An 18,452-nucleotide genomic window follows, 5' to 3' on the forward strand; every position below is an offset into this window, starting at 1 on the left:
CGGGGACACACCGAGGCCGCCGGAACCCGGTTCCGGCGGCCTCGGTGTGTCCCTGTGTCTCCGATGGGTGTGGTGCCACTCACCCCACCGTGCCACCACTTTCGAATCCGCTGAGCGTCACGGACGCGCCGGGCTCCAGCCGCACCGGCCGTGCGGTGCCACCCGCCCACACCGTGGTGGTCCGGCCACCGACACTGCGCACGGTGGCCTCCCGTACCGCGCCGTCCCGCCAGACCAGGTCCACGACGAACCCACCGCGGGCACCGACACCGGTGATCCGGCCCGCCGCCGCCCAGGCCCCGGGCAGTGCGGGCAGCAGCTCGATACGCCCGGGGCGCGAGTGCACCAGCATCTCGACCATCGCCGACGGTGTGCCGAAGTTGGCGTCGATCTGGAAGATGGCACGCCCGGCGTCCACCTGGTACATGTCGAACATGTTCGGGGCGGTGCCGTTGCTGTTCTCCACCGACGGCCTGAGGTTCCTGACCACCAGTTCGTACGCCGTCTCACCCTCCTTCAGCCTGGCCCAGCACAGGGCCCGCCAGGCGTTGGCCCAGCCGTAGCTGTCCATACCGCGCGCGGTCAGCAGCGACCTCGCCCCGGCGACCAGTTCCGCGGGCGCCTCGGACGGGTCGAGCCGGTCACCGGGGAACAGGCCCATGAGCGGTGAGAGGTGGCGGTGGGTGGTCTCACCGAGGTTGTCCGGTGACATCCACTCCTCCAGCCAACCGCTGGTGGGACTCACCCGCGGCAGGTACAGCCTGTCCCGGAGTCGGCCCACCACCTCGGCGTACCCGGCGTCCCGGCGCAACACCGCGCAGGCGGTGCGGTAGTTCCCGAACAGTGTCCACACCAGTTCCTGTGCGTAGGTGTTGCCGCGTGCGTCCTGCGGACCGTGCTCCGGGGACCAGTCCGCGTCGTCGACCAGCACATCGAGGGTGCCCGAGGCGCCGTCGGCCGCGGGCACGGTGGCCGGGACGAGCCGTGCCTCCCAGAACTCGCAGGCACCCTTCAGCAGCGGGTGGATGCGTGCGAGGAAGCCGGCGTCCTGCGTGAACTCGTAGTGCTGGAAGAGGGTGTTGCACAGCCAGGCGTTGCCCGCGGGATGCCACCACCAGCCCAGACCGCCGTAGATGTTCAGGGAGAACGCGACGGTCCACCCGGCGACCTTGCCGGAGGAGTTGCGGAACCTGTTGCGCGGGTCGTTGTAGAGCCGCCGGGTCACGTCCGACCAGCCCGGCAACTGGGCGAGGCAGTACTCCGCCAGCGCGTCGAAGCACTGCGAGAGGCCGGCCCTGTCCGCCATCCAGTAGTTCATCTGGACGTTGATGTCGGTGTGGTAGTCACCCATCCAGTCCGGGTCGTTGCCGTCCAGCCACAGGCCCTGGAGGTTGAGCGGGACGCCACCGCGCGACCCGCAGATCATCAGGTAGCGCCCGAACTGGAGATAGGAGGACTCCAACTCGGGATCGGGTGCGGCGCCCTGGGCGGCGCGCGCCTGGAGGCGCTGCCAGGTGTCCAGGCCCCGCTGCTCGGCGGTCGACGTGCCCAGGGACACGGACATCGTGTCGAACAGCCGTCGGTAGTCGGCGACATGGGTGTTCCGCAGCACATCGGGGGAGTGGTGGGCCGCCGTGCGCGCCTTCAGGCGGGCCAGTTCCTGCGGGTGTACGGCGGGGTCGCGGTAGCCGTGCTCGGGGCGGGGCGCGTAGTCGGTTCCTCCGGCGAGCACCACCGTCAGGTCGGCGCAGTCGGCGAAGTCGAGGCCGGCGCCCGTGACCGTCACCCGGCCGGTGCGGCTGACGGCGGTGACGGCGGCGGCGTAGCGCAGGCCGTTGCCGAGGGAGGCACCGAAGGACACCGTGCCGTCGCGGCGGTCGCCTTGCGTCGTCTCCCCGTGCATGCCCGGCAGTGTGATCCGCCCGCTGTAGGTGCCGCCGCCGCGTTGGGAGAAGTGCAGCACGACCACGTCGTCCGGTGCGCTCGCCCAGACCTCCCGCCGGTAGGACGCGCCGTCCTTGGTGTAGCTCGCCGAGACCAGGCCGTTGCTCAGGTCGAGGGTCCTGCGGTAGTCGCCGACGGCATCGCGGCCGTGTCCGGGTATCTCGACGAGCACTCTCGTGAGCAGGGTGAACGAGCCGAACTGCACCCGTTCGTAGGGGAACTGGCCGTCGTCGTCCAGTGTGTCGTTGGGTCCGCCCGTCCACATCGTCCCGTCCGTGACGTACAGGCTCTCGCGGCCCGGGTCGCCGCCGACCAGGGCGCCCAGCCGCCCGTTGCCGACCGGCAGCCCCTCCTCGATGAGCCGGTCGTCCGCTGCGGGGGAGGGGTGGTGGAGGGTCAGCGCATCGTCGGGCGGGACGAGCGCGGAGGCGGCGGGCCGTTCGGGCTCGGTCGCCGCGGCGGTGAACGTGGGCAGTCCCACCGCGGCGGCGAGCGACCCGGCACCTGCGAGGGCGAGGAAGCTCCGCCGGCTCGGCGGCCCGGCCGGTTGGTCCTGCTGGCACGGATTCATATGGCACATCTCCCGGTGTGAGGTGGGACGCTGAGGAACTGGCGGCGGTACGGCGGTAGCGCGGTAACGCCGCACGACAGCAGCGCGGTACGTGGGCGGCCGGCGGTGAGACGCCCTCCGGGAACGTAATACTCCTAATTAATGGATTCAATAGATCCGACGTGTTGGAGACAGTGGCACGGTCGGCCCCGTACCGCGGCGATCGTGCTGACCAGGTGTTCCGCGTGTCGGGTAGGACTGCATTCGCGGGCATCTGACGGGATGACGGGCCTCAGGTGCTGCGCTGGGCGGGTCGGATGTCTTGACAGAGGTCGACGGAGAGGCCACGTTCTCAGGTGCTATACATCGGAGGACACCGTTGTCGCCCGTCGGTGCGGCGGTGTCGGCCCCGTCATCAGGGAGGCGGACGGTGGCTGCTCCTCGTGACCCGCTCGGCAGGCGGGGCTTTCTCATCGGAACGGGCGGTGCGGCGCTCACCGCCGCGGCGGCGGCGGGCGGCACCGCGACCGCGGCACCCGGGGCCGTGGCAGCCGGGGCCACCCCGGCGGATGCGGTGCCGCCGGCCCCGGCGCGTGCCGCGGACACCGCGCTGCGCTGGGCAGTCCGCTGTTCTCCCGTGTCACCTGCACCACCGCCCGCGGTACCGCCTTCCGCGTCGAGGCGGAGGGCAACTCCGACAGCAACGTCCACGTGCAGTCGGCGCGGCTCGACGGGCGTCCGCTGGAGCGGGCCTGGATCACCCACGAGGAGATCGTGTCCGGCGGCACCTTCACCCTGGTGATGTGGTCCGAGCCGAACAAGGCATGGGGAAGCGGTCCGGCCCTGGCCCCACCGGCCGGGACCCGGCCGGTGCGCCCCCGACCGCCCCACCACGGGGTGGCCCACCACGGCGGAAGGTGACTCCACCGGGGGTGGTGGCGCCGTGGTGGGTGGGTGACTCCACCGGGGGTGGTGGCACGGTGGTGGGTGGGTGACACCTCCGGGGGGTGGTGGCACGGTGGTGGGTGGGTGACTCCACCGGGGGTGGGTGACGCCACCGTGGACGGAGACACCACGGGTGCGGATGCGGGGCATGACGGTGGTGCGGGCGCCGGGTCGGTTCGTCCGGCCGCGCACCGGCCTTACCGGGTGCCGGCCCCACCGCTTACCGGTCCACCGCCTCGTCGCGTGGGCGTGCGGGGCCGGTGCGGGCTCAGAACTCCTCGTGGTGGTCGGGGTCGCCGCCGATGCGTCGCTGGGCGCGGTCGCCGATCGCCGCCAGCTCCGCGGGCGACAGCTCGAAGCCGAACACGGCGATGTTGTCCCGCTGCCGACCCGGGTCCGCGGACTTGGGGATGGGCACCGCTCCGAGCTGGGTGTGCCAGCGCAGCACCACCTGCGCGGGGCTGACCCCGTGGTTCCTGGCCGCGGTGGCGATCGCGGGGTCCTCCAGCAGGTTGCTGCCGCGGCCGAGGGGACTCCAGCTCTCCGTGACGATGTTCCGGCCTGCGTGGAAGGCGCGCAGCTCGTTCTGGGGGAGCAGGGGGTGCAGCTCGACCTGGTTGACCGCGGGCAGCACTCCGGTCTCCTCCTCCAGCCTGCGGATCTGCGACGGAGTGAAGTTGGAGACCCCGACGGAGCGGATCAGCCCGTCCGCGCGCAGCTTGATCATGGCCTTCCACGAGTCCACGTACTTGTCCACGCGCGGCAGCGGCCAGTGGATCAGATACAGGTCGACGTACTCCAGTCCGAGCCGTGCCCGCGACTCCTCGAAGGAGCGCAGCGTCTCCTCGTAGCCGTGGTCGCGGCCGGGCAGCTTGGTGGTCACCGTGATCTCGTCACGCGGCACACCGCTGCGGGCGATGCCGCGTCCGGTGCCGGTCTCGTTGCGGTAGTTGGTGGCCGTGTCGACCAGCCGGTAGCCGAGGCGGAGAGCGCTGTCGACGGCCTGCTCCGCCTCTGCGTCGTCCAGGGGCCAGGTACCCAGGCCGAAGCCGGGAATGGTCGAACCGTCGTTGAGCGGGTACGCCGGGACGCTGGGCACGGGTCGCTCCTCTTTGCGGGGGTGACTGGCCCGGTCAGGGTATATCGGGCGGATCGCCGGATCCGGTGTTGCCCCGGGGCGCGGGGCGCGTGCCGGGCGTGGGCGGCAGCCGCCCGGGTTGCCCGCCACCACACCGCCGCGGGCCCGGATCGGCCACCTGGAGGCGCACGCGGGCGCGCTGCGTGCGGTCGGCACGTGTCGGACGGGGCAGCGGGGGAAGATCGTGGCAGACACCCCGCAGCGGACATCACGAAGCACACGCAAAGGACAGGGCATGAACAGTGCGGCACTGCTGAGCGACGCGTACGGGCGCATCAAGGAGGAGGTGCACTCCGCGGTGGAGGGCCTGAGCGCGGCGCAGCTCGGCGAACGCCTCGACCCGGGCGCCAACTCCATCTCCTGGCTGGTGTGGCACCTGACGCGCATTCAGGACGACCACGTGTCCGAGGCCGCCCAACTGGAGCAGGTGTGGACCGCGGGGGACTGGGCGGGCCGCTTCGCGCTGCCCTTCGCCGACGAGGCGACCGGCTACGGGCACACCCCCGCACAGGTGGGCCGGGTGACCGTGGACTCCGGCCAACTGCTCCTCGGCTACTACGACGCGGTGCACGAGCAGTCCCTGGGCTTCATCCGGGGCCTTCGGGACAAGGACCTGGACCGGATCGTCGACGAGAGCTGGACGCCTCCGGTGACGCTCGGCGTCCGCCTCGTGAGCGTGCTCTCCGACGACCTCCAGCACGCCGGGCAGGCCCTGTTCGTACGGGGCGCCCTGGAGCGCCGCTGAGCGGGTCCCTGCGCGCCGGAGGGAGTCCGCCCGCCCCGCCCCGCCCCCCGGAGGCCGTCCCGCCCCTGCGGGCCGCACAGGGCCGGGCCACGGCCCCGGCGCGCCCCGCTCCCGACGTACCCGGCTCAGGGCCGGGCCAGCAGCGCGTACATCAGGGGGATGCGCGGCGCGTCGTCCGGCAGCCGCCACCAGCCGGACTCCGCGCGCACCATCCCGTGCCATCGCGGCCAGGGCAGCTCCGGGCTCTCGCGCAGCCGCTCGACGGCCAGGCCCGCACCGGTCACGGCGGTCACCACCTCGCCGATGCCGTGCATCCACTCGAAGCACTCCGTGGCGCCCTGCACGGCAGGCCCGTCGGTGTAGGTGTGCGCGGCGTCCCTGCGCAGGGCGCCGCGTCCCGCCAGGTAGTCGTGGCGCAGCAGCAGCCGCGGGCCCTCGCCGGGGCCGGGGGTGAGCCCGAGCGCGTTCAGCAGCGGGTGGAACTCCACGACGTACAGCCGTCCACCCGGGCGCAGCAACCGGCTGATCGTTTCTGCCCACCGGTCAAGGTCAGGCAGGTAACACAGGGCGCCCTTGCCGGTGTAGACCACGTCGAACCGTCGGCCGCCCAGCGCCCGTACCGCGTCGTGGACGTCGGCGTGGACGTACTCGACGTCCGCGTGCGCCTTTGCGGCGAGGTCCGTCGCGGCCGCCACCGCGGCGCCCGAGATGTCGAGCCCGACGGTCCTGGCTCCGCGGGCCGCGAAGGCGAGTGTCTCGGTGCCCAGGTGGCACTGCAGGTGGATGACGTCCCGCCCGGCCAGCGGGCCCATGTCCCGCCATTCGAAGGGGGCGAACCAGCGCGCTGGATCGAGGCCGTCGGCGACCGCGTAGAAGCGGCTGGCGAGGTGGACGGGGGTGCGTGCGTCCCAGTTCGCCTCGATGGCACGAACACGTTGCCGGTCCGCCGGGCTGAGCGGTGCCGGAGCCGCTGACTCGGGTCGTCCCTGTCCCTCGGTCATGGGGCCCATCCCACCACCTGGGGGCGCCGCCCGTGCGGAAGTGCGCGGAACCCGGCACCGGACAGGGGCGGCTTCCGGCCAGTGCCGGGACCAGGGCGGGACCGGGTGGGGACCAGGTGGGGATCGGGGCCGGGGCCGGCCCGCCCGGCGGCACTTGGCGGACCTGCGTAAGGGCCTGGCGGACGGTCAGGGCATCCTTGTGGCCCAGAAAGACCGAAACTGTACTTGAAAGGCCCCCCCATGACCGAAACGGCCGCCTTCCCTCAGGACCGAAGCTGCCCCTTCCATCCCCCCACCGCGTACCGGCCGTTGGCGGAGCAGCGCCCGCTCTCCAGGGTCGCGCTCTACGACGGCCGTGAGGTCTGGATGGTTACCGGCCATGCCGTGGCCCGTCGGCTCCTCGCCGATCCGCGGCTCAGCGCGGACCGCACCAATCCGGCCTATCCGATAACCACCGAGCGGTTCGCCAAGGTCAGCGACCGCCGCATGGCGCTGATCGGCGTCGACGATCCGGAGCACGGCGCCCAGCGGAGGATGCTGATGTCGAGCTTCACGCTCAAGCGGATCAACACGCTGCGCCCGCGGATCCAGGAGACCGTCGACCGGCTGCTCGACGCCATGGCGGAGAAGGGCGCTCCCGTCGATCTGGTGACCGCCTTCGCGCTGCCGGTGGCGTCCACCGTGATCTGCGTCCTGCTCGGCGTGCCCTACGAGGACCACGAGTACTTCGAGTGGCAGTCCCGCCGGCTGCTGCGCGGCCCGCGCACGGAGGACCTGGACTCGGCCCGTGACGAACTCCACGCCTATCTGGGCGATCTGATCGACGGGAAGCGGCAGACGTCCGGCGAGGGGCTCCTGGACGTCCTCGTCGCCGAGCAGTACTCCCAGGGGCGGGTGGAGCGCCGGGAGCTGATCAGCCTGGCGACGATACTGCTGCTGGCCGGCCACGAGTCCGCCGCCAACATGATCTCGCTCGGCGTCTTCACGCTGCTCCGGCACCCCGAGCGGCTCGCGGAGCTGAAGGGCGAGCCCTCGCTGACGCCGGCCGCCGTCGAGGAGCTGCTGCGGTTCCTGTCCGTCGACGACGGGACGGCGCGGGTGGCCACCGAGGACATCGAGATCGCGGGCGTGACCATCCGCGCCGACGACGGCGTCATGTTCTCGACGTCCGTCATCAACCGCGACCGGGACATCTTCGAGGAGCCCGACTCCCTGGACTGGCACCGCCCCGGCAGGAACCACCTGGCGTTCGGGCACGGCGCCCACCAGTGCATCGGGCAGAACCTGGCACGTGCGGAGGTGGAGATCGCGCTGCGGACGCTCTTCGCCCGCATGCCCGACCTGCGCCTCGCGGTTCCCGCCGGACGGATCCCCTTCAAGCCCGGCGACACGCTCCAGGGCCTGATCGAACTGCCCGTCACCTGGTAGCGGTCGTGCCTCGGGCGGTGGTGTGCCGCGACGGCGGGACGGAGGCGGAAGGCGGCATCACAATCACGCCATGAGCAACCCGAAAAAGTAGACGCTCGCGTACACAACGAGCCGGGGTACTCGGCCGCAAAGTCATCGGCGTGTCGGGGTTTGGAAGCAACAACCCCAGGTCGGGACTGTCATGTACAAACTAGAAAGCGGAGGTGGAGGCGGGGACCGGCCAGATCATCCCGCTCGGTGATCTGGCCGGTCTGTATGTCGACCAGTTAGGAGCCCAAGGCATCTAATGAAGATCGGCAAGGCAGACTCATCGCTTGCGAGGCCCCCATGACTGAAACAGTTGCCTTCCCCCAGGATCGCACCTGCCCCTACCACCCGCCGACCGCCTACCAGCCGCTGAAGGAGGAACGCCCCCTCTCCCGTGTCACCCTGTACGACGGTCGTGATGTCTGGGTGGTCACCGGCCATGCGGCGGCCCGTCAGTTGCTCGTCGACCCCCGGCTCTCCACGGACCGCACCAACCCGGCGTTCCCGATGACCAACGAGCGCTTCGCCAACATCCGCAACCGCCGCACCGCGCTCCTCGGCGTCGACGACCCCGAGCACAACGTCCAGCGGAGGATGCTGATCCCGAGCTTCACGCTCAAGCGGATCAACGCGCTGCGCCCGCAGATCCAGGAGACCGTCGACCGGCTGCTCGACGCCATGGTCGAGAAGGGCTCCACGGCCGAGCTGGTGAGCGCGTTCGCGCTGCCCGTGCCCTCGATGGTGATCTGCACTCTCCTGGGCGTGCCCTACGAGGACCACGACTTCTTCGAGGAGCAGTCGCGCCGACTGCTGCGGGGCCCGCGCGCCGAGGACTCGGAGGCGGCCCGCGACGAACTCCACACCTATCTGGGCAACCTGATCGACAGCAAGCAGAAGTCGCCCGGCGAGGGCCTCCTCGACGACCTCATCGCCGAGCAGTACTCCGAGGGCAACGTGGACCGCCAGGACCTGATCAACCTGGCCACCATCCTGCTCGTCGCCGGCCACGAGACCACCGCCAACATGATCTCGCTCGGTACCTTCACCCTGCTCCAGCACCCCGAGCAACTGGCGGAGCTGCGGGCCGACTCCTCGCTGATGCCGGCCGCCGTCGAGGAGCTGCTGCGCTTCCTGTCCATCGCCGACGGCCTCGTGCGGGTGGCCAAGGAGGACATCGAGATCGCGGGCGTGACCATCCGCGTCGACGACGGTGTCGTCTTCTCGACGTCCGTGATCAACCGCGACGACGACACCTACGAGGAGGCCGACTCCCTGGACTGGCACCGGTCGGTGCGCCACCACGTCGCCTTCGGCTTCGGCGTCCACCAGTGCCTCGGGCAGAACCTGGCGCGCGCGGAGATGGAGATCGCGCTGCGGACGCTCTTCGAGCGCATGCCCGACCTGCGGCTCGCCGCACCGGCCGAGGAGATCCCCTTCAAGCCGGGCGACACGCTCCAGGGCATGATTGAACTGCCCGTTGCCTGGTAGGGAATGAAGCGCAGCGGCATCGAGGAAAGGCGTGACTCCATGGAGATCGCAATCGACAAGGACACCTGTGTCGGCGCGGGCATGTGCGCCCTGACCGCCCCCAGTGTGTTCACCCAGGACGACGACGGGTTCAGCGAGGTGCTGCCCGGCCGTGAGGACGGCGGTGGCGACCCCCTGGTGCGCGAGGCCGCCCGGGCCTGCCCGGTGGGCGCCATCGCACTCTCGGGCGACTAGGGCCTGCCCGGTGGGCGCCATCGCACTCTCGGGCGACTAGGACAGCAGGGCCGGGGCCCGTCCGCCGTCACGACACACGTCCGCGGCGGACTGGCCGGCTCGCCTGCGGCCGTCCCTACTGCCGCGGCGGGTTGTCGTCCCGGCCCCTGCCGAACTGTTCCTTGGCCTTCTCCTGGGCGGTGTCGGTCTGGCTCCGGTACCTGCCCTGCGTCTTGTCGTCGGCGAAGTCGCCACCCTTGTCGACGGCCTTCTCCGACTGCTCCGGGTGGCCTTTCAGCATGCTCTTGATCCTGTCCATGACGGACATGAGTCAGCCTCCTTGAACGGCCTTGCACATCCCCCGTCAGCATTCAGGTTCCCCGTGTGCCCTGACATTCCCATGCGGGCGGTCATTCTTTTTCCCCTTTCACCGCACGTGTCACGGGGACTACCCGGCAGTGCCCTCGGCCCCGGATCCCCTTGATGCCGCGGATCTCCCGGCTTCCCCTGATGCCGTGGGCCTCCCCGCTTCTCCGGCTCCCCCAGGGTCTCAGGGCTCGTCGCGCTCTCCGGCTTCCCCGATTTCCCCGGCTTCCCCGGCGTTCCCCGGTCCCCGGCTCGTCCCGGCCTCCTCGGCGGCCAGCGCCGGAATGGTGCCGCCCGCGAGGACCGCGCGCCTGCGATGGGCCGGCAGGTGGTGACGCAGGCGGTACTCCTCGTCGCGGGTGGTGTTCACCACCACCAGCGAGGGTTCCGCGCCGGGTGCGAGTGCACCGCGCAGCCCCTCGAAACGCAGTTCGTCGCCCTGCCGCACCCGGTCGTGGTCCGCCGGGTCCTCGAACTCCAGGGCCAGCACACCGAAATTCGCGAGGTTCTGCCAGTGGATGCGGGCATAGGACTTGGCCATCACCACGCGCAGGCCCAGATAGCGCGGGGTGATGGCCGCGTGCTCGCGGGACGAGCCCTGCCCGTAGTTCTCGCCCGCCACGACGACATGGCCGCCCCTGTCCCGGTACTCGGCGGCCCTGCGCGGATACTCGGGGTCGATGCGGGTGAAGGTGAACTCGGCGAGCCGGGGAATGTGCGAGCGAAACGGCAGCGCCTTCGCCCCGGCGGGCGAGATCTCGTCCGTGGAGACGTCGTCGCCCATCTTCAGCAGCACCGGCGCCAGGACGGCGTCCGGCAACGGGTCCAGCTCGGGCAGCGCCGACACCCCGGGCCCGCGGACCAGGCTGACGCGGGCGGCCTCCCAGGCCGGCAGCGGCGGCTCCAGCATGGCCGGATTGCGCGACGTCCGCCGCACGGTGCCGCCGGCCGGACAAGGCGTGCCGGTCCGCGCGGCCCAGTCCCGTGGATCGGTGATCACTCCAGTCAGCGCGGAGGCCGCGGCGGTCTCCGGCGAGCAGAGCCACACCGCGTCCTCCTCGGTCCCCGAGCGGCCGGGGAAGTTCCGCGGGAAGGTGCGCAGCGAATTGCGCCCCACGGCAGGGGCCTGGCCCATGCCGATGCAGCCCAGGCAGCCCGCCTGGTGGATGCGCGCACCCGCGGCGATCAGGTCGAGTACCGCGCCCGAGCGCGTGAGGTCCTGCAGGCTCTCACGCGACGTCGGGTTGACGTCCAGGCTCACCCCGGCGCCTGTCTGCCGGCCCCGCACCATCGCCGCGACCACGGCGAAGTCCCGCAGGCCGGGGTTGGCGGACGAGCCGATCACCGCCTGCGCGATGTCCTCACCCGCCGCCTCGCGCACCGGCACCACGTTCCCCGGCGAGGTCGGACGGGCGATGAGTGGTTCGAGGGCGCAGAGGTCGATCTCCTCCCGAAGGTCGTAGCGGGCGTCGAGCTCCGGGGCCAGCGGGGTGAATGCGTCCTCGCGGCCCTCGCCGCGCAGGAAGTCGCGCACCGCGTCGTCCGCGGGGAAGACGGTGGTCGTCGCGCCCAGCTCCGCGCCCATGTTGGCGATCACATGCCGGTCCATGGCGGTCAGCGAGGAGAGCCCGGGGCCGTGGTACTCCAGCACCCGGTTCACGGCCCCCTTGACGCCGTGGCGGCGCAGCATCTCCAGGACCACGTCCTTGGCGCTCACCCACTCGGGCAGTGCGCCCGTCAGCCGTACACCCCAGATCTCCGGCATGGTGAGGCGCAGCGGCCGGCCCGCCATGGCCAGGGCCACCTCCAGTCCGCCGGTGCCCACCGCGAACATCCCCAGCGATCCCGCCGCGCACGTGTGGGAGTCGGAGCCGGCCAGAGTGGCGCCCGGGCGGCCGAAGTGCTGCATGTGCACCGGGTGTGAGACCCCGTTGCCCGGCTTGGAGTACCAGATGCCGAAGCGCTGGGCGGCCGAGCGCAGGAACGCATGGTCCTCCGCGTTGCGCTCGTCGGCCTGGAGGATGTTGTGGTCGACGTACTGGGCGCTCAGCTCGGTGCGCACCCGGTCGAGACCGAGGGCTTCCAGCTCCTGCATCACGAGTGTGCCGGTCGCGTCCTGGGTGAGGGTCTGGTCGATCCGCAGCCCGATCTCACCGCCCGGCTCCATCGTGCCCTCCACGAGGTGGTCACCGATGAGCCGCTGGGTCACGGTCCCCCTGGCCCCGCCCGCCCCGTGCCGTGCGCTGCTCGCCGCCGCGTGCGTTCCGCCAGCCATGCCGTGCCTCCGCCTGAGCGTGCGTCCCGTCGCCGACCGGGCCCGCGGCCGGCCGGAGCCACCGAGTACCCGGCACGGGCGAAACGACTCGGATCCGGACAGCCGGCGGACGCCGCCCGGCGCCCGGGCACCGGGCGGCGCCCACCCGTGCGGACGGCTTCAGCGGGCGGCCGCCCGTCCCGGCCGTACGTGCGGAAAACAGCCGGACCGCCGGTCGTGACGGCGGGACGTGCGAGGATCGCCGGGCCGCCGGTCGTGAGTGGGTTGCGCGCGGGGCGCTTCCCGCGGCGCAGGGGCGGTCTCGCGGCTGCGCCCCCCCCGGGCGGGAGCAGGGCCATCGGCCCCCGTACCGATCGATTCGAGCCACTGTCGCCGCCGCGATCACCCCGGCCGCGTCCGGCCGCGTCCGGTGGTGCCGGGACGGGGGGCCGGGGTGGCGTCAGGGGGTGCTCCCGCGCCTGCCGGCCCCGCGCACGCGCCGGACCGCCCGCATCGCCCGGGCCCGGGCGTGGATCGTGGTCATGGTGTGGGACTCTATCGGCTGATTGCACAGCGTGTGGCAATGGCCATGGCTGATGATCATCCTTGATGCACGGGGCGGCTGCGAGCCGAGTCGGCCGAGGGAGTACTGTGCCCGCGCACGAGCTTCACCCCAACTACACATCTCGTATGGAGGATTCATGAATGGACCCACCCGTGCCTGGCGGCGTCCGGGCTTCCTGATAAGCAGTGCGGTGGCAGGTGTCGCGGCCGTCGGCCTGTGCACCGTCCCCGCGTCGGCCCACACCCCCAACTGGTCGGTGGACTGCTCTCAGGTAACGGTGGATCTCACCGCCTACAACGGTCACGTGACCAACACGGTCACCATCAGCGTGGACGGCAAGGACCTGCTGTCCGCCAAGACCTTCGGCGCCGACTTCCACGACACGATCAAGCTGCCCGCGCACACCAGCGAGCTGCCGGTGCACCTCGTGGTCAAGGCCGGTGACGGCGACCAGTACTCGAAGGACGACACGAAGACGGCCCCGGTGTGCGCCTCCACGCCGCCCACCACCCCGACGCCGTCCAAGCCGTCCACGCCCACCGCGGCACCCACCTCCGAGTCCCCGGCGCCCAGCACCTCGTCCGCGAGCGCCGCGCCGGTGCCGAGCAGCAAGCCGAGCCCGGCCGATCTCGCGGAGACCGGTTCGTCCAGCTCCACGCCGATCATCGCCGGTGCGGCCGCCGTGGTCGTCGTCGCCGGTGGTGGCATCCTGCTGGCCACCCGCAGGCGTGCTGCCGCCCGTCGCTGACTTCCCGTCAGGACATCGCTGACGACGTCAGGCCGGCGCTGACCGCGTCGGGCCGGCGCTGACCGTCAGGCAGGTCTCGTGCCCTGTGGTCCTCGCGGACCACAGGGCACGGTTCGTCGCCCCGAGCCTCGCGGCACTCGCTCAGGGGCCCGCGAGCCGGGTTTCCTCCAGATCCAGCGAGCGCTGCAGCTTGCGGCGCGTGGTGTCGCTGATGCGGTGGTCGTCGTAGAGGCGCTGCAACTCGTCGGCCTCGGCGGTGATCAGGTCGCGGCGCAGTTGCCGGTACACGCCGTCAGCGGACTCCCGTGCGCTTTCGCCACCCGCTTCGCGGAGCCGGTCGTGGGCCGATGCCAGGCGTGCCGACAGCGAGCCGTGCAACCGGTCGAGCACCTCCTCGGGGACCGCCTCCCCCTCTACGAGCTCCTCCAGGCGCCGCAGGCCGGCCCCCGCGAGCTCGTGGCGTGCCGCCGCCTCCTCGCGTTCGGTGTGGTCGGGTTCGAGCGCGACGCCCGAGCGGCGCACCACCGGCGCCAGGGTGAAACCCTGCACCACGAGGGTGAGCACCACCACCGACGTGGTCAGCACCAGCACCAGCGGGCGCTCGGTGAGGGCGGTGCCGTCCGCCGCGGTCGCGGGCAGGGACAGGGCAGCCGCCAGCGGCACCACACCACGTGTACCCGCCCAGGTCAGCACCACCGGAACCCGCCAGCCCACCCTGCCGGCCCCGCCCCTGCGCTGCATCAGCACGGACAGCGGTGCCAGCCAGAGCAGCCGGACGCCCACCAGCGTCGCGGCTATCGCGCAGGTGTACAGCGGCCACGCCCGGTCGGCCGCCGTCAGGGCCTGCACCTGTGCGGGCAGCGCAAGGCCAATCAGGCTGAAGACCACGCTCTCCAGCAGGAACACCACGGTGCCGGACACGGCGTGCAGGTGGAGGCGGATCCGGGCGTCGGTGAGCTTGTCGCCCTGCCCGCCGAGCACCACGCCGGCCACCACCACGCTGGTCACGCCCGAGGTGCCCGCCGCCTCCGCGAGCACATAGGCCGCGTACGGGGTGACCAGCGTGATCACCGTCTCCAGCACCGGATCCTCGGTGCGCCGCCGGATGAGCGCCACCAGGCCCGCGAGCACCGCACCGACGAGGGTGCCGCCACCGGCGAGCAGGGCGAACTCCCCGCCCGCCCCCTGCCAGTGCACCGTGCCGGAGGCCACCGCGACACCGACCGCCACCTTGAACAGCACCAGCGAGGTGGCGTCGTTGAACAGGCTCTCGGCCTGCACCAGCGCCTTGGCGCGGGGCGGCAGCGCGAGCCGGCGGCCCAGCGCGGTGACGGCCACCGGGTCGGTGCTGGCCAGGATCGCGCCGAGGACCAGCGCCGACTGCCAGGGCAGCGGAGTGACCAGCGACGCCACCGCCCCGACCGCCGCCGCCGACGCCAGGACGAGCCCCACCGCCAGCACCGCCACCGGCCGCCACACCAGGCGCAGCTCACGCCACGAGATCTCCTCGGCACTCGCGTACAGCAGCGGCGGCAGCACCACGAGGCCGATGACGTCCGGGCTGATCCCGATCCGCGGCGTGCCGGGGAGCAGCGCCACCGCAAGGCCGGCGACCACCAGCAGGGACGGCGCCGGCATCCGCCATCGGCGGGCGAACGTCGCCACGACGGTGGCGAGTACGACGAGAACCAGAACCGTACCGACGCTGCGCATGCCGCTCCCCGAGTCGAGCCCTGGGAAGGCCCACGTGGGCTTCCCCTGCGGGAGCCCGAAGGCACCCGGCCGACCAGACTTCCCGGCACACCGCCTCCACCCTACCGGTCGCCCTCGCGCCAAGGGAGCGTCAAGGTCCACGTCACGGCGCCGGGAGGGGGGCCCGGGCGGCTGAACGGTATGGGCGAGCAGGGGCCGCGGTGCGGGCGGCGCCGGGTCGCGGCGGCCGGACCCGGCGACGGTCGACGGACGCCGGTACGTGGACGGCGGGGTCCGCTCCGCGGTGAACGCCGACTGCGCCGCCGGTGCGTCCCGGGTCCTGGTGGTCGCCCCGCTGGGTACCGCCGAGCTCTTCCCGGTCGAGAGAACGCTGGACGAGGCGGTGGCGGAGCTGCGCGCGGCAGGCGCGGAGGTCCTCATGGCCGAACCGGACGAGGCGTCCCTCGCGGCGATCAGCACCAACCCCCTGGACCCCGCCACCCGGGGGCCGGCCGCGGCGGCGGGACGGGCCCAGGGACGGGAGCTGCGGATCGAGTGGCACCAGACCGAGGGCTGAGCCCCGGCCCCGGCGGTACAGCCGGCGCCCGGGGAGGAGTCGGCGCCGGTGGCGGGCTCCTTCCGCCGGCACCCGGTCCTCGAACGCGCCGGGGCGGCGGGGCAGTGGCGGTCCGGTACGCCTGCCCCGCCCGGGCCGGACTGCCAGCCCGAAGCCGGGCCTGCCGGGGCAGGCCCGGGCTGGCACGGCGAAGCGCCCCGGCCGGCACCCCCGATGCGAGCCGCACCGACCCCCGGCCGCACCGGTCCGCGCCCACCGGACCGGCCGCCTCCGGCGATCACCCCCTGCGCAGCGCCTGCGGAATCAGCTCGCCGTGGGCCTCGAAGAGCTCGTCGCACATCGCCACGGTCTGTCGGGTCGTCAGCACGCTCGCCGTGTTGGGGTCGAGCAGGGCGGCCTGGTAGACGTGCCGGCGGTCGCCGTCCAGCACGGCCCGCACGGTGAGCTCGACGACGTTGAGGAACGTGCGGTTGAGCGCGGCGAGCTGGGTGGGCAGGGCACCGATGCGCCGCGGGTGCGGGCCCGTGGCGTCGACGACGGCAGGCACCTCGACGCAGCACTCGTCGGGCAGATTGGTGATCAGCCCGTCGTTGCGGACGTTGAGGTAGATCTCGCGGGCCCGGCCGGTACGGTGGGCGTGGATGAACTCGGACGCCAGCTCGGACGTGGTGTCGATGTCCAGCGGCCCGCCTTCGTCCAGTTCGCGCCGCGTGGAGGTGAACTCGTCGATGTTGCGCTCGGAGCGCCGCAGGTACTCGCCGATCGGGACGCGGAAGTGCTCGACCTCGTCCGGGTGGTGCAGGAACCACGGCACGTACTCGGCGCTGTGCTCGCTGGACTCGGTGGGGAAGTAGCCGAACCTGCGGAAGATCTCGACCCGCACCCGGCGCTGGAGTTCCGGGTCGGCGTCGATCGCCGCGCGCAGCGCCGGGTAGAGGTCCCGTCCCCGGTGCTCGAAGCGCAGTACGAACGCCTGGTGGTTGAAGCCGGCGGTGAGGAAGTCGATCTCACCCGCGGGCACCCCGACCAGCTCGCCGAGCAGCCGGTGCGTGTCGCGTACCGAGTGGCACATCCCGACGACGCGCTGGAAGGGCGAGCCCGCGCACACCGCCCACGGCAGCATCGCCATCGGGTTGCTGTAGTTCAGCAGGTAGGCGTCAGGCGCGAGCTCTGCGAGCTCCTCGCCGATCCGCACCAGGACGGGAATGGTGCGCAGTCCCCGGAAGATGCCGCCGATGCCGATGGTGTCCGAGATCGTCTGGTGCACGCCGTAGCGCTCGGGGATGTCGAAGTCGGCGCGCGTTGCGCGGTATCCGCCGACCTGGATCTCGTTGATCACGTAGTCGGCGCCCTCGACGGCTGCCCGCCGGTCGATGCTCGACGAGACGCGGGCGCCCGCTCCGGTCTGCTCGTCGATGCGGCGCACCAGCGCCTCCGCCTGGCCGAGCCGTTCGGCGTCGATGTCGTGCAGGGACAGTTCCAGCTCTCCCTGGAGCTCGGCGTACGAGCACAGATCACTCACGACATTCCGGGTGAACTCGACGCTGCCGGCCCCGATGAACGCAACCTTGGTCATGCCCGGCACTATGACCTCTCAGCCAAGCACCGCACAATAACGAGCGAGAAACGCGCAACTTTTCTGCGCAGAAGTGCGCGAAGGATCAGACGAGTGTGACCTCGGGGCCCTGCTCCCGGATCCGCTCGACCTGCGCCGGGTCCGCCCGGTCGTCGGTGATCAGGAGATCGACCGCCGACAGCGCGCACACCTGCGCGAGCGCCAGACGGCCGAGCTTCGCGGCGTCGGCGAGCACGATCCGCCTGCGGGCGCGCCGCAGCAGCTCCCCGTTGGCCCGGGCGCCCGCCGGGTCGTAGTTGGTGCACCCGGCCGACGCGTCGACGCCGTCCACCCCGAGGAACGCCACATCGAGGTTGTACTGGGTGAAGAACGCCTCCGTGTTGTGCCCCACCGTCTCCTGGCTGCTGCTGCGCAGCTCGCCCCCGCCGACGAACACCCTGAGCCGCGGGTTGTCCAGCAGGTGCAGCGCGACGTTCAGGGCGTTGGTCACGACCGTGAGCCCCTCGTGGTCCAGCAGCAGGTGCGCGAACTCGGCCACCGTGGTCCCGCCGGTCATGCCGACCACCCGGGCGCCCTGCACGTGCCGGCGGGCCTCGTGCGCGATCCTGCGCTTCTCGTCGAGGTCCTGGGCCGTCTTGTAGTTCAGCGGCATGTCGGTGAACGCGGAGTGCGTGGTCGCGCCGCCCCGTGTGCGGCTCACGAGGCGCTGCTGCTCCAGCAGTTCGAGGTCGCGCCGGATCGTCGCATGGGACACGTCGAACTGGCGGGCCAGGGCGTCCACGTCCATGGAGCCGTGCCCGACGATCACGGACAGTATCTGGTTGAGGCGTTCTCTGCGTCGCATGGTCGGAACCTAACGCACGGACGATCGGGATGGCTGCGCGTTTCGTATAGCTCCTGCACGAAAGCTGCGCGCTCTTGACGGACATAGAGGACCAAGGTGAAAAACGGTGCAAGTGCCCGGCCGTCCCGCAGGCCGGCCGGCTCCGCGGCGCCTCCGTGCACCGGAGCGTAAGCGGAGGCGAAGCCGGGGGAAAGTTCCGCGTAGCAGGTGGTTGACGCCCCGCCGCGAGGCTGCCACAGTCCTACGCAAGCAAGCATCGTGATCGAAAAACGCGCGAATAAGTTGCTTGGTAGTTGCGCGTAATGCTCGCTCACGGTGGCTGACCCGTGTGCCCTTGTCCGTCATCCACCG

At 71.9% G+C, this 18,452-nt stretch carries 15 protein-coding genes; 7 read left to right on the forward strand and 8 right to left on the reverse strand.

Annotation, left to right across the window (positions count from 1 at the left end):
• Nucleotides 1-79 precede the first annotated feature (79 nt).
• Nucleotides 80-2,515 carry a glycosyl hydrolase family 95 catalytic domain-containing protein gene (locus IE313_RS22015; protein WP_189934901.1) on the reverse strand — a complete coding sequence of 812 codons (2,436 nt, stop codon included), beginning with the start codon at nt 2,513-2,515 and terminating at the stop codon, nt 80-82.
• A gap of 594 nt (nt 2,516-3,109) precedes the next feature.
• On the opposite strand from IE313_RS22015, the gene IE313_RS22020 reads away from it, so the two are divergent.
• A complete protein-coding gene (locus tag IE313_RS22020) occupies nt 3,110-3,415 on the forward strand; it encodes a glycoside hydrolase domain-containing protein (protein ID WP_189935247.1) in 306 nt (101 codons plus the stop codon).
• A 292-nt stretch (nt 3,416-3,707) separates the two neighbouring features.
• Here IE313_RS22020 and IE313_RS22025 read toward each other — a convergent pair whose 3' ends face one another.
• Nucleotides 3,708-4,538 (reverse strand): aldo/keto reductase, encoded by an 831-nt coding sequence (locus tag IE313_RS22025; RefSeq protein WP_189934903.1) that lies wholly within the window; start codon nt 4,536-4,538, stop codon nt 3,708-3,710.
• Between the two features lie 274 nt (nt 4,539-4,812).
• Between IE313_RS22025 and IE313_RS22030 the strand changes: the two genes are divergently transcribed.
• A complete protein-coding gene (locus tag IE313_RS22030) occupies nt 4,813-5,322 on the forward strand; it encodes a mycothiol transferase (RefSeq protein WP_189934905.1) in 510 nt (169 codons plus the stop codon).
• A gap of 125 nt (nt 5,323-5,447) precedes the next feature.
• On the opposite strand, the gene IE313_RS22035 is transcribed toward IE313_RS22030, so the two are convergent.
• Nucleotides 5,448-6,323: a class I SAM-dependent methyltransferase gene (locus IE313_RS22035; RefSeq protein WP_373317037.1), complete on the reverse strand. Its 876-nt coding sequence runs from the start codon at nt 6,321-6,323 to the stop codon at nt 5,448-5,450.
• A 240-nt stretch (nt 6,324-6,563) separates the two neighbouring features.
• Here IE313_RS22035 and IE313_RS22040 point away from each other — a divergent pair, with 240 nt between their 5' ends.
• The 3 genes from IE313_RS22040 (at nt 6,564) to IE313_RS22050 (ending at nt 9,500) form a co-directional block, all read left to right on the forward strand.
• Nucleotides 6,564-7,751, forward strand: a complete 1,188-nt coding sequence (locus tag IE313_RS22040) for a cytochrome P450 (protein ID WP_189934909.1) — start codon at nt 6,564-6,566, stop codon at nt 7,749-7,751.
• Between the two features lie 327 nt (nt 7,752-8,078).
• Complete coding sequence (locus IE313_RS22045) at nt 8,079-9,266, forward strand: cytochrome P450 (protein ID WP_189934911.1); 1,188 nt, start codon at nt 8,079-8,081, stop codon at nt 9,264-9,266.
• Nucleotides 9,267-9,305: 39 nt separating this feature from the next.
• Nucleotides 9,306-9,500 carry a ferredoxin gene (locus IE313_RS22050; RefSeq protein ID WP_189934913.1) on the forward strand — a complete coding sequence of 65 codons (195 nt, stop codon included), beginning with the start codon at nt 9,306-9,308 and terminating at the stop codon, nt 9,498-9,500.
• A 115-nt stretch (nt 9,501-9,615) separates the two neighbouring features.
• On the opposite strand, the gene IE313_RS22055 is transcribed toward IE313_RS22050, so the two are convergent.
• Nucleotides 9,616-9,807 carry an antitoxin gene (locus IE313_RS22055; RefSeq protein WP_189934915.1) on the reverse strand — a complete coding sequence of 64 codons (192 nt, stop codon included), beginning with the start codon at nt 9,805-9,807 and terminating at the stop codon, nt 9,616-9,618.
• A gap of 222 nt (nt 9,808-10,029) precedes the next feature.
• On the reverse strand, nt 10,030-12,120 hold the full coding sequence (locus tag IE313_RS22060) for an aconitate hydratase (RefSeq protein ID WP_189934917.1): 2,091 nt from the start codon (nt 12,118-12,120) through the stop codon (nt 10,030-10,032).
• Nucleotides 12,121-12,800: 680 nt separating this feature from the next.
• Here IE313_RS22060 and IE313_RS22065 point away from each other — a divergent pair.
• Complete coding sequence (locus IE313_RS22065; protein ID WP_189934918.1) at nt 12,801-13,412, forward strand: LAETG motif-containing sortase-dependent surface protein; 612 nt, start codon at nt 12,801-12,803, stop codon at nt 13,410-13,412.
• Nucleotides 13,413-13,553: 141 nt separating this feature from the next.
• Here IE313_RS22065 and IE313_RS22070 read toward each other — a convergent pair whose 3' ends face one another.
• Nucleotides 13,554-15,125, reverse strand: coding sequence for a Na+/H+ antiporter (locus IE313_RS22070; protein ID WP_189934920.1), 1,572 nt, complete (start codon nt 15,123-15,125; stop codon nt 13,554-13,556).
• 259 nt (nt 15,126-15,384) lie between these two features.
• Between IE313_RS22070 and IE313_RS22075 the strand changes: the two genes are divergently transcribed.
• On the forward strand, nt 15,385-15,681 hold the full coding sequence (locus IE313_RS22075) for a hypothetical protein (RefSeq protein WP_189934922.1): 297 nt from the start codon (nt 15,385-15,387) through the stop codon (nt 15,679-15,681).
• Between the two features lie 277 nt (nt 15,682-15,958).
• Here IE313_RS22075 and IE313_RS22080 read toward each other — a convergent pair whose 3' ends face one another.
• Both IE313_RS22080 and IE313_RS22085 read right to left on the reverse strand, forming a co-directional pair.
• Nucleotides 15,959-17,257, reverse strand: a complete 1,299-nt coding sequence (locus tag IE313_RS22080; protein ID WP_189934924.1) for an alpha-glucosidase/alpha-galactosidase — start codon at nt 17,255-17,257, stop codon at nt 15,959-15,961.
• Nucleotides 17,258-17,342: 85 nt separating this feature from the next.
• A complete protein-coding gene (locus tag IE313_RS22085) occupies nt 17,343-18,101 on the reverse strand; it encodes a DeoR/GlpR family DNA-binding transcription regulator (protein WP_189934926.1) in 759 nt (252 codons plus the stop codon).
• Between the last annotated feature and the right edge of the window lie 351 nt (nt 18,102-18,452).

It is taken from the genome of Streptomyces sulfonofaciens, assembly GCF_014656295.1.
Taxonomy (GTDB): Bacteria; Actinomycetota; Actinomycetes; order Streptomycetales; family Streptomycetaceae; genus Streptomyces; species Streptomyces sulfonofaciens.

Coding starts and splice junctions, on each gene's coding strand:
- IE313_RS22065 (WP_189934918.1), top strand. CDS start 12,801: ATGAATGGACCCACCCGTGCCTGGCGGCGTCCGGGCTTCCTGATAAGC.
- IE313_RS22060 (WP_189934917.1), bottom strand. CDS start 12,120: ATGGCTGGCGGAACGCACGCGGCGGCGAGCAGCGCACGGCACGGGGCG.
- IE313_RS22055 (WP_189934915.1), bottom strand. CDS start 9,807: ATGTCCGTCATGGACAGGATCAAGAGCATGCTGAAAGGCCACCCGGAG.
- IE313_RS22030 (WP_189934905.1), top strand. CDS start 4,813: ATGAACAGTGCGGCACTGCTGAGCGACGCGTACGGGCGCATCAAGGAG.
- IE313_RS22050 (WP_189934913.1), top strand. CDS start 9,306: ATGGAGATCGCAATCGACAAGGACACCTGTGTCGGCGCGGGCATGTGC.
- IE313_RS22070 (WP_189934920.1), bottom strand. CDS start 15,125: ATGCGCAGCGTCGGTACGGTTCTGGTTCTCGTCGTACTCGCCACCGTC.
- IE313_RS22015 (WP_189934901.1), bottom strand. CDS start 2,515: ATGAATCCGTGCCAGCAGGACCAACCGGCCGGGCCGCCGAGCCGGCGG.
- IE313_RS22045 (WP_189934911.1), top strand. CDS start 8,079: ATGACTGAAACAGTTGCCTTCCCCCAGGATCGCACCTGCCCCTACCAC.
- IE313_RS22035 (WP_373317037.1), bottom strand. CDS start 6,323: ATGACCGAGGGACAGGGACGACCCGAGTCAGCGGCTCCGGCACCGCTC.
- IE313_RS22080 (WP_189934924.1), bottom strand. CDS start 17,257: ATGACCAAGGTTGCGTTCATCGGGGCCGGCAGCGTCGAGTTCACCCGG.
- IE313_RS22085 (WP_189934926.1), bottom strand. CDS start 18,101: ATGCGACGCAGAGAACGCCTCAACCAGATACTGTCCGTGATCGTCGGG.
- IE313_RS22040 (WP_189934909.1), top strand. CDS start 6,564: ATGACCGAAACGGCCGCCTTCCCTCAGGACCGAAGCTGCCCCTTCCAT.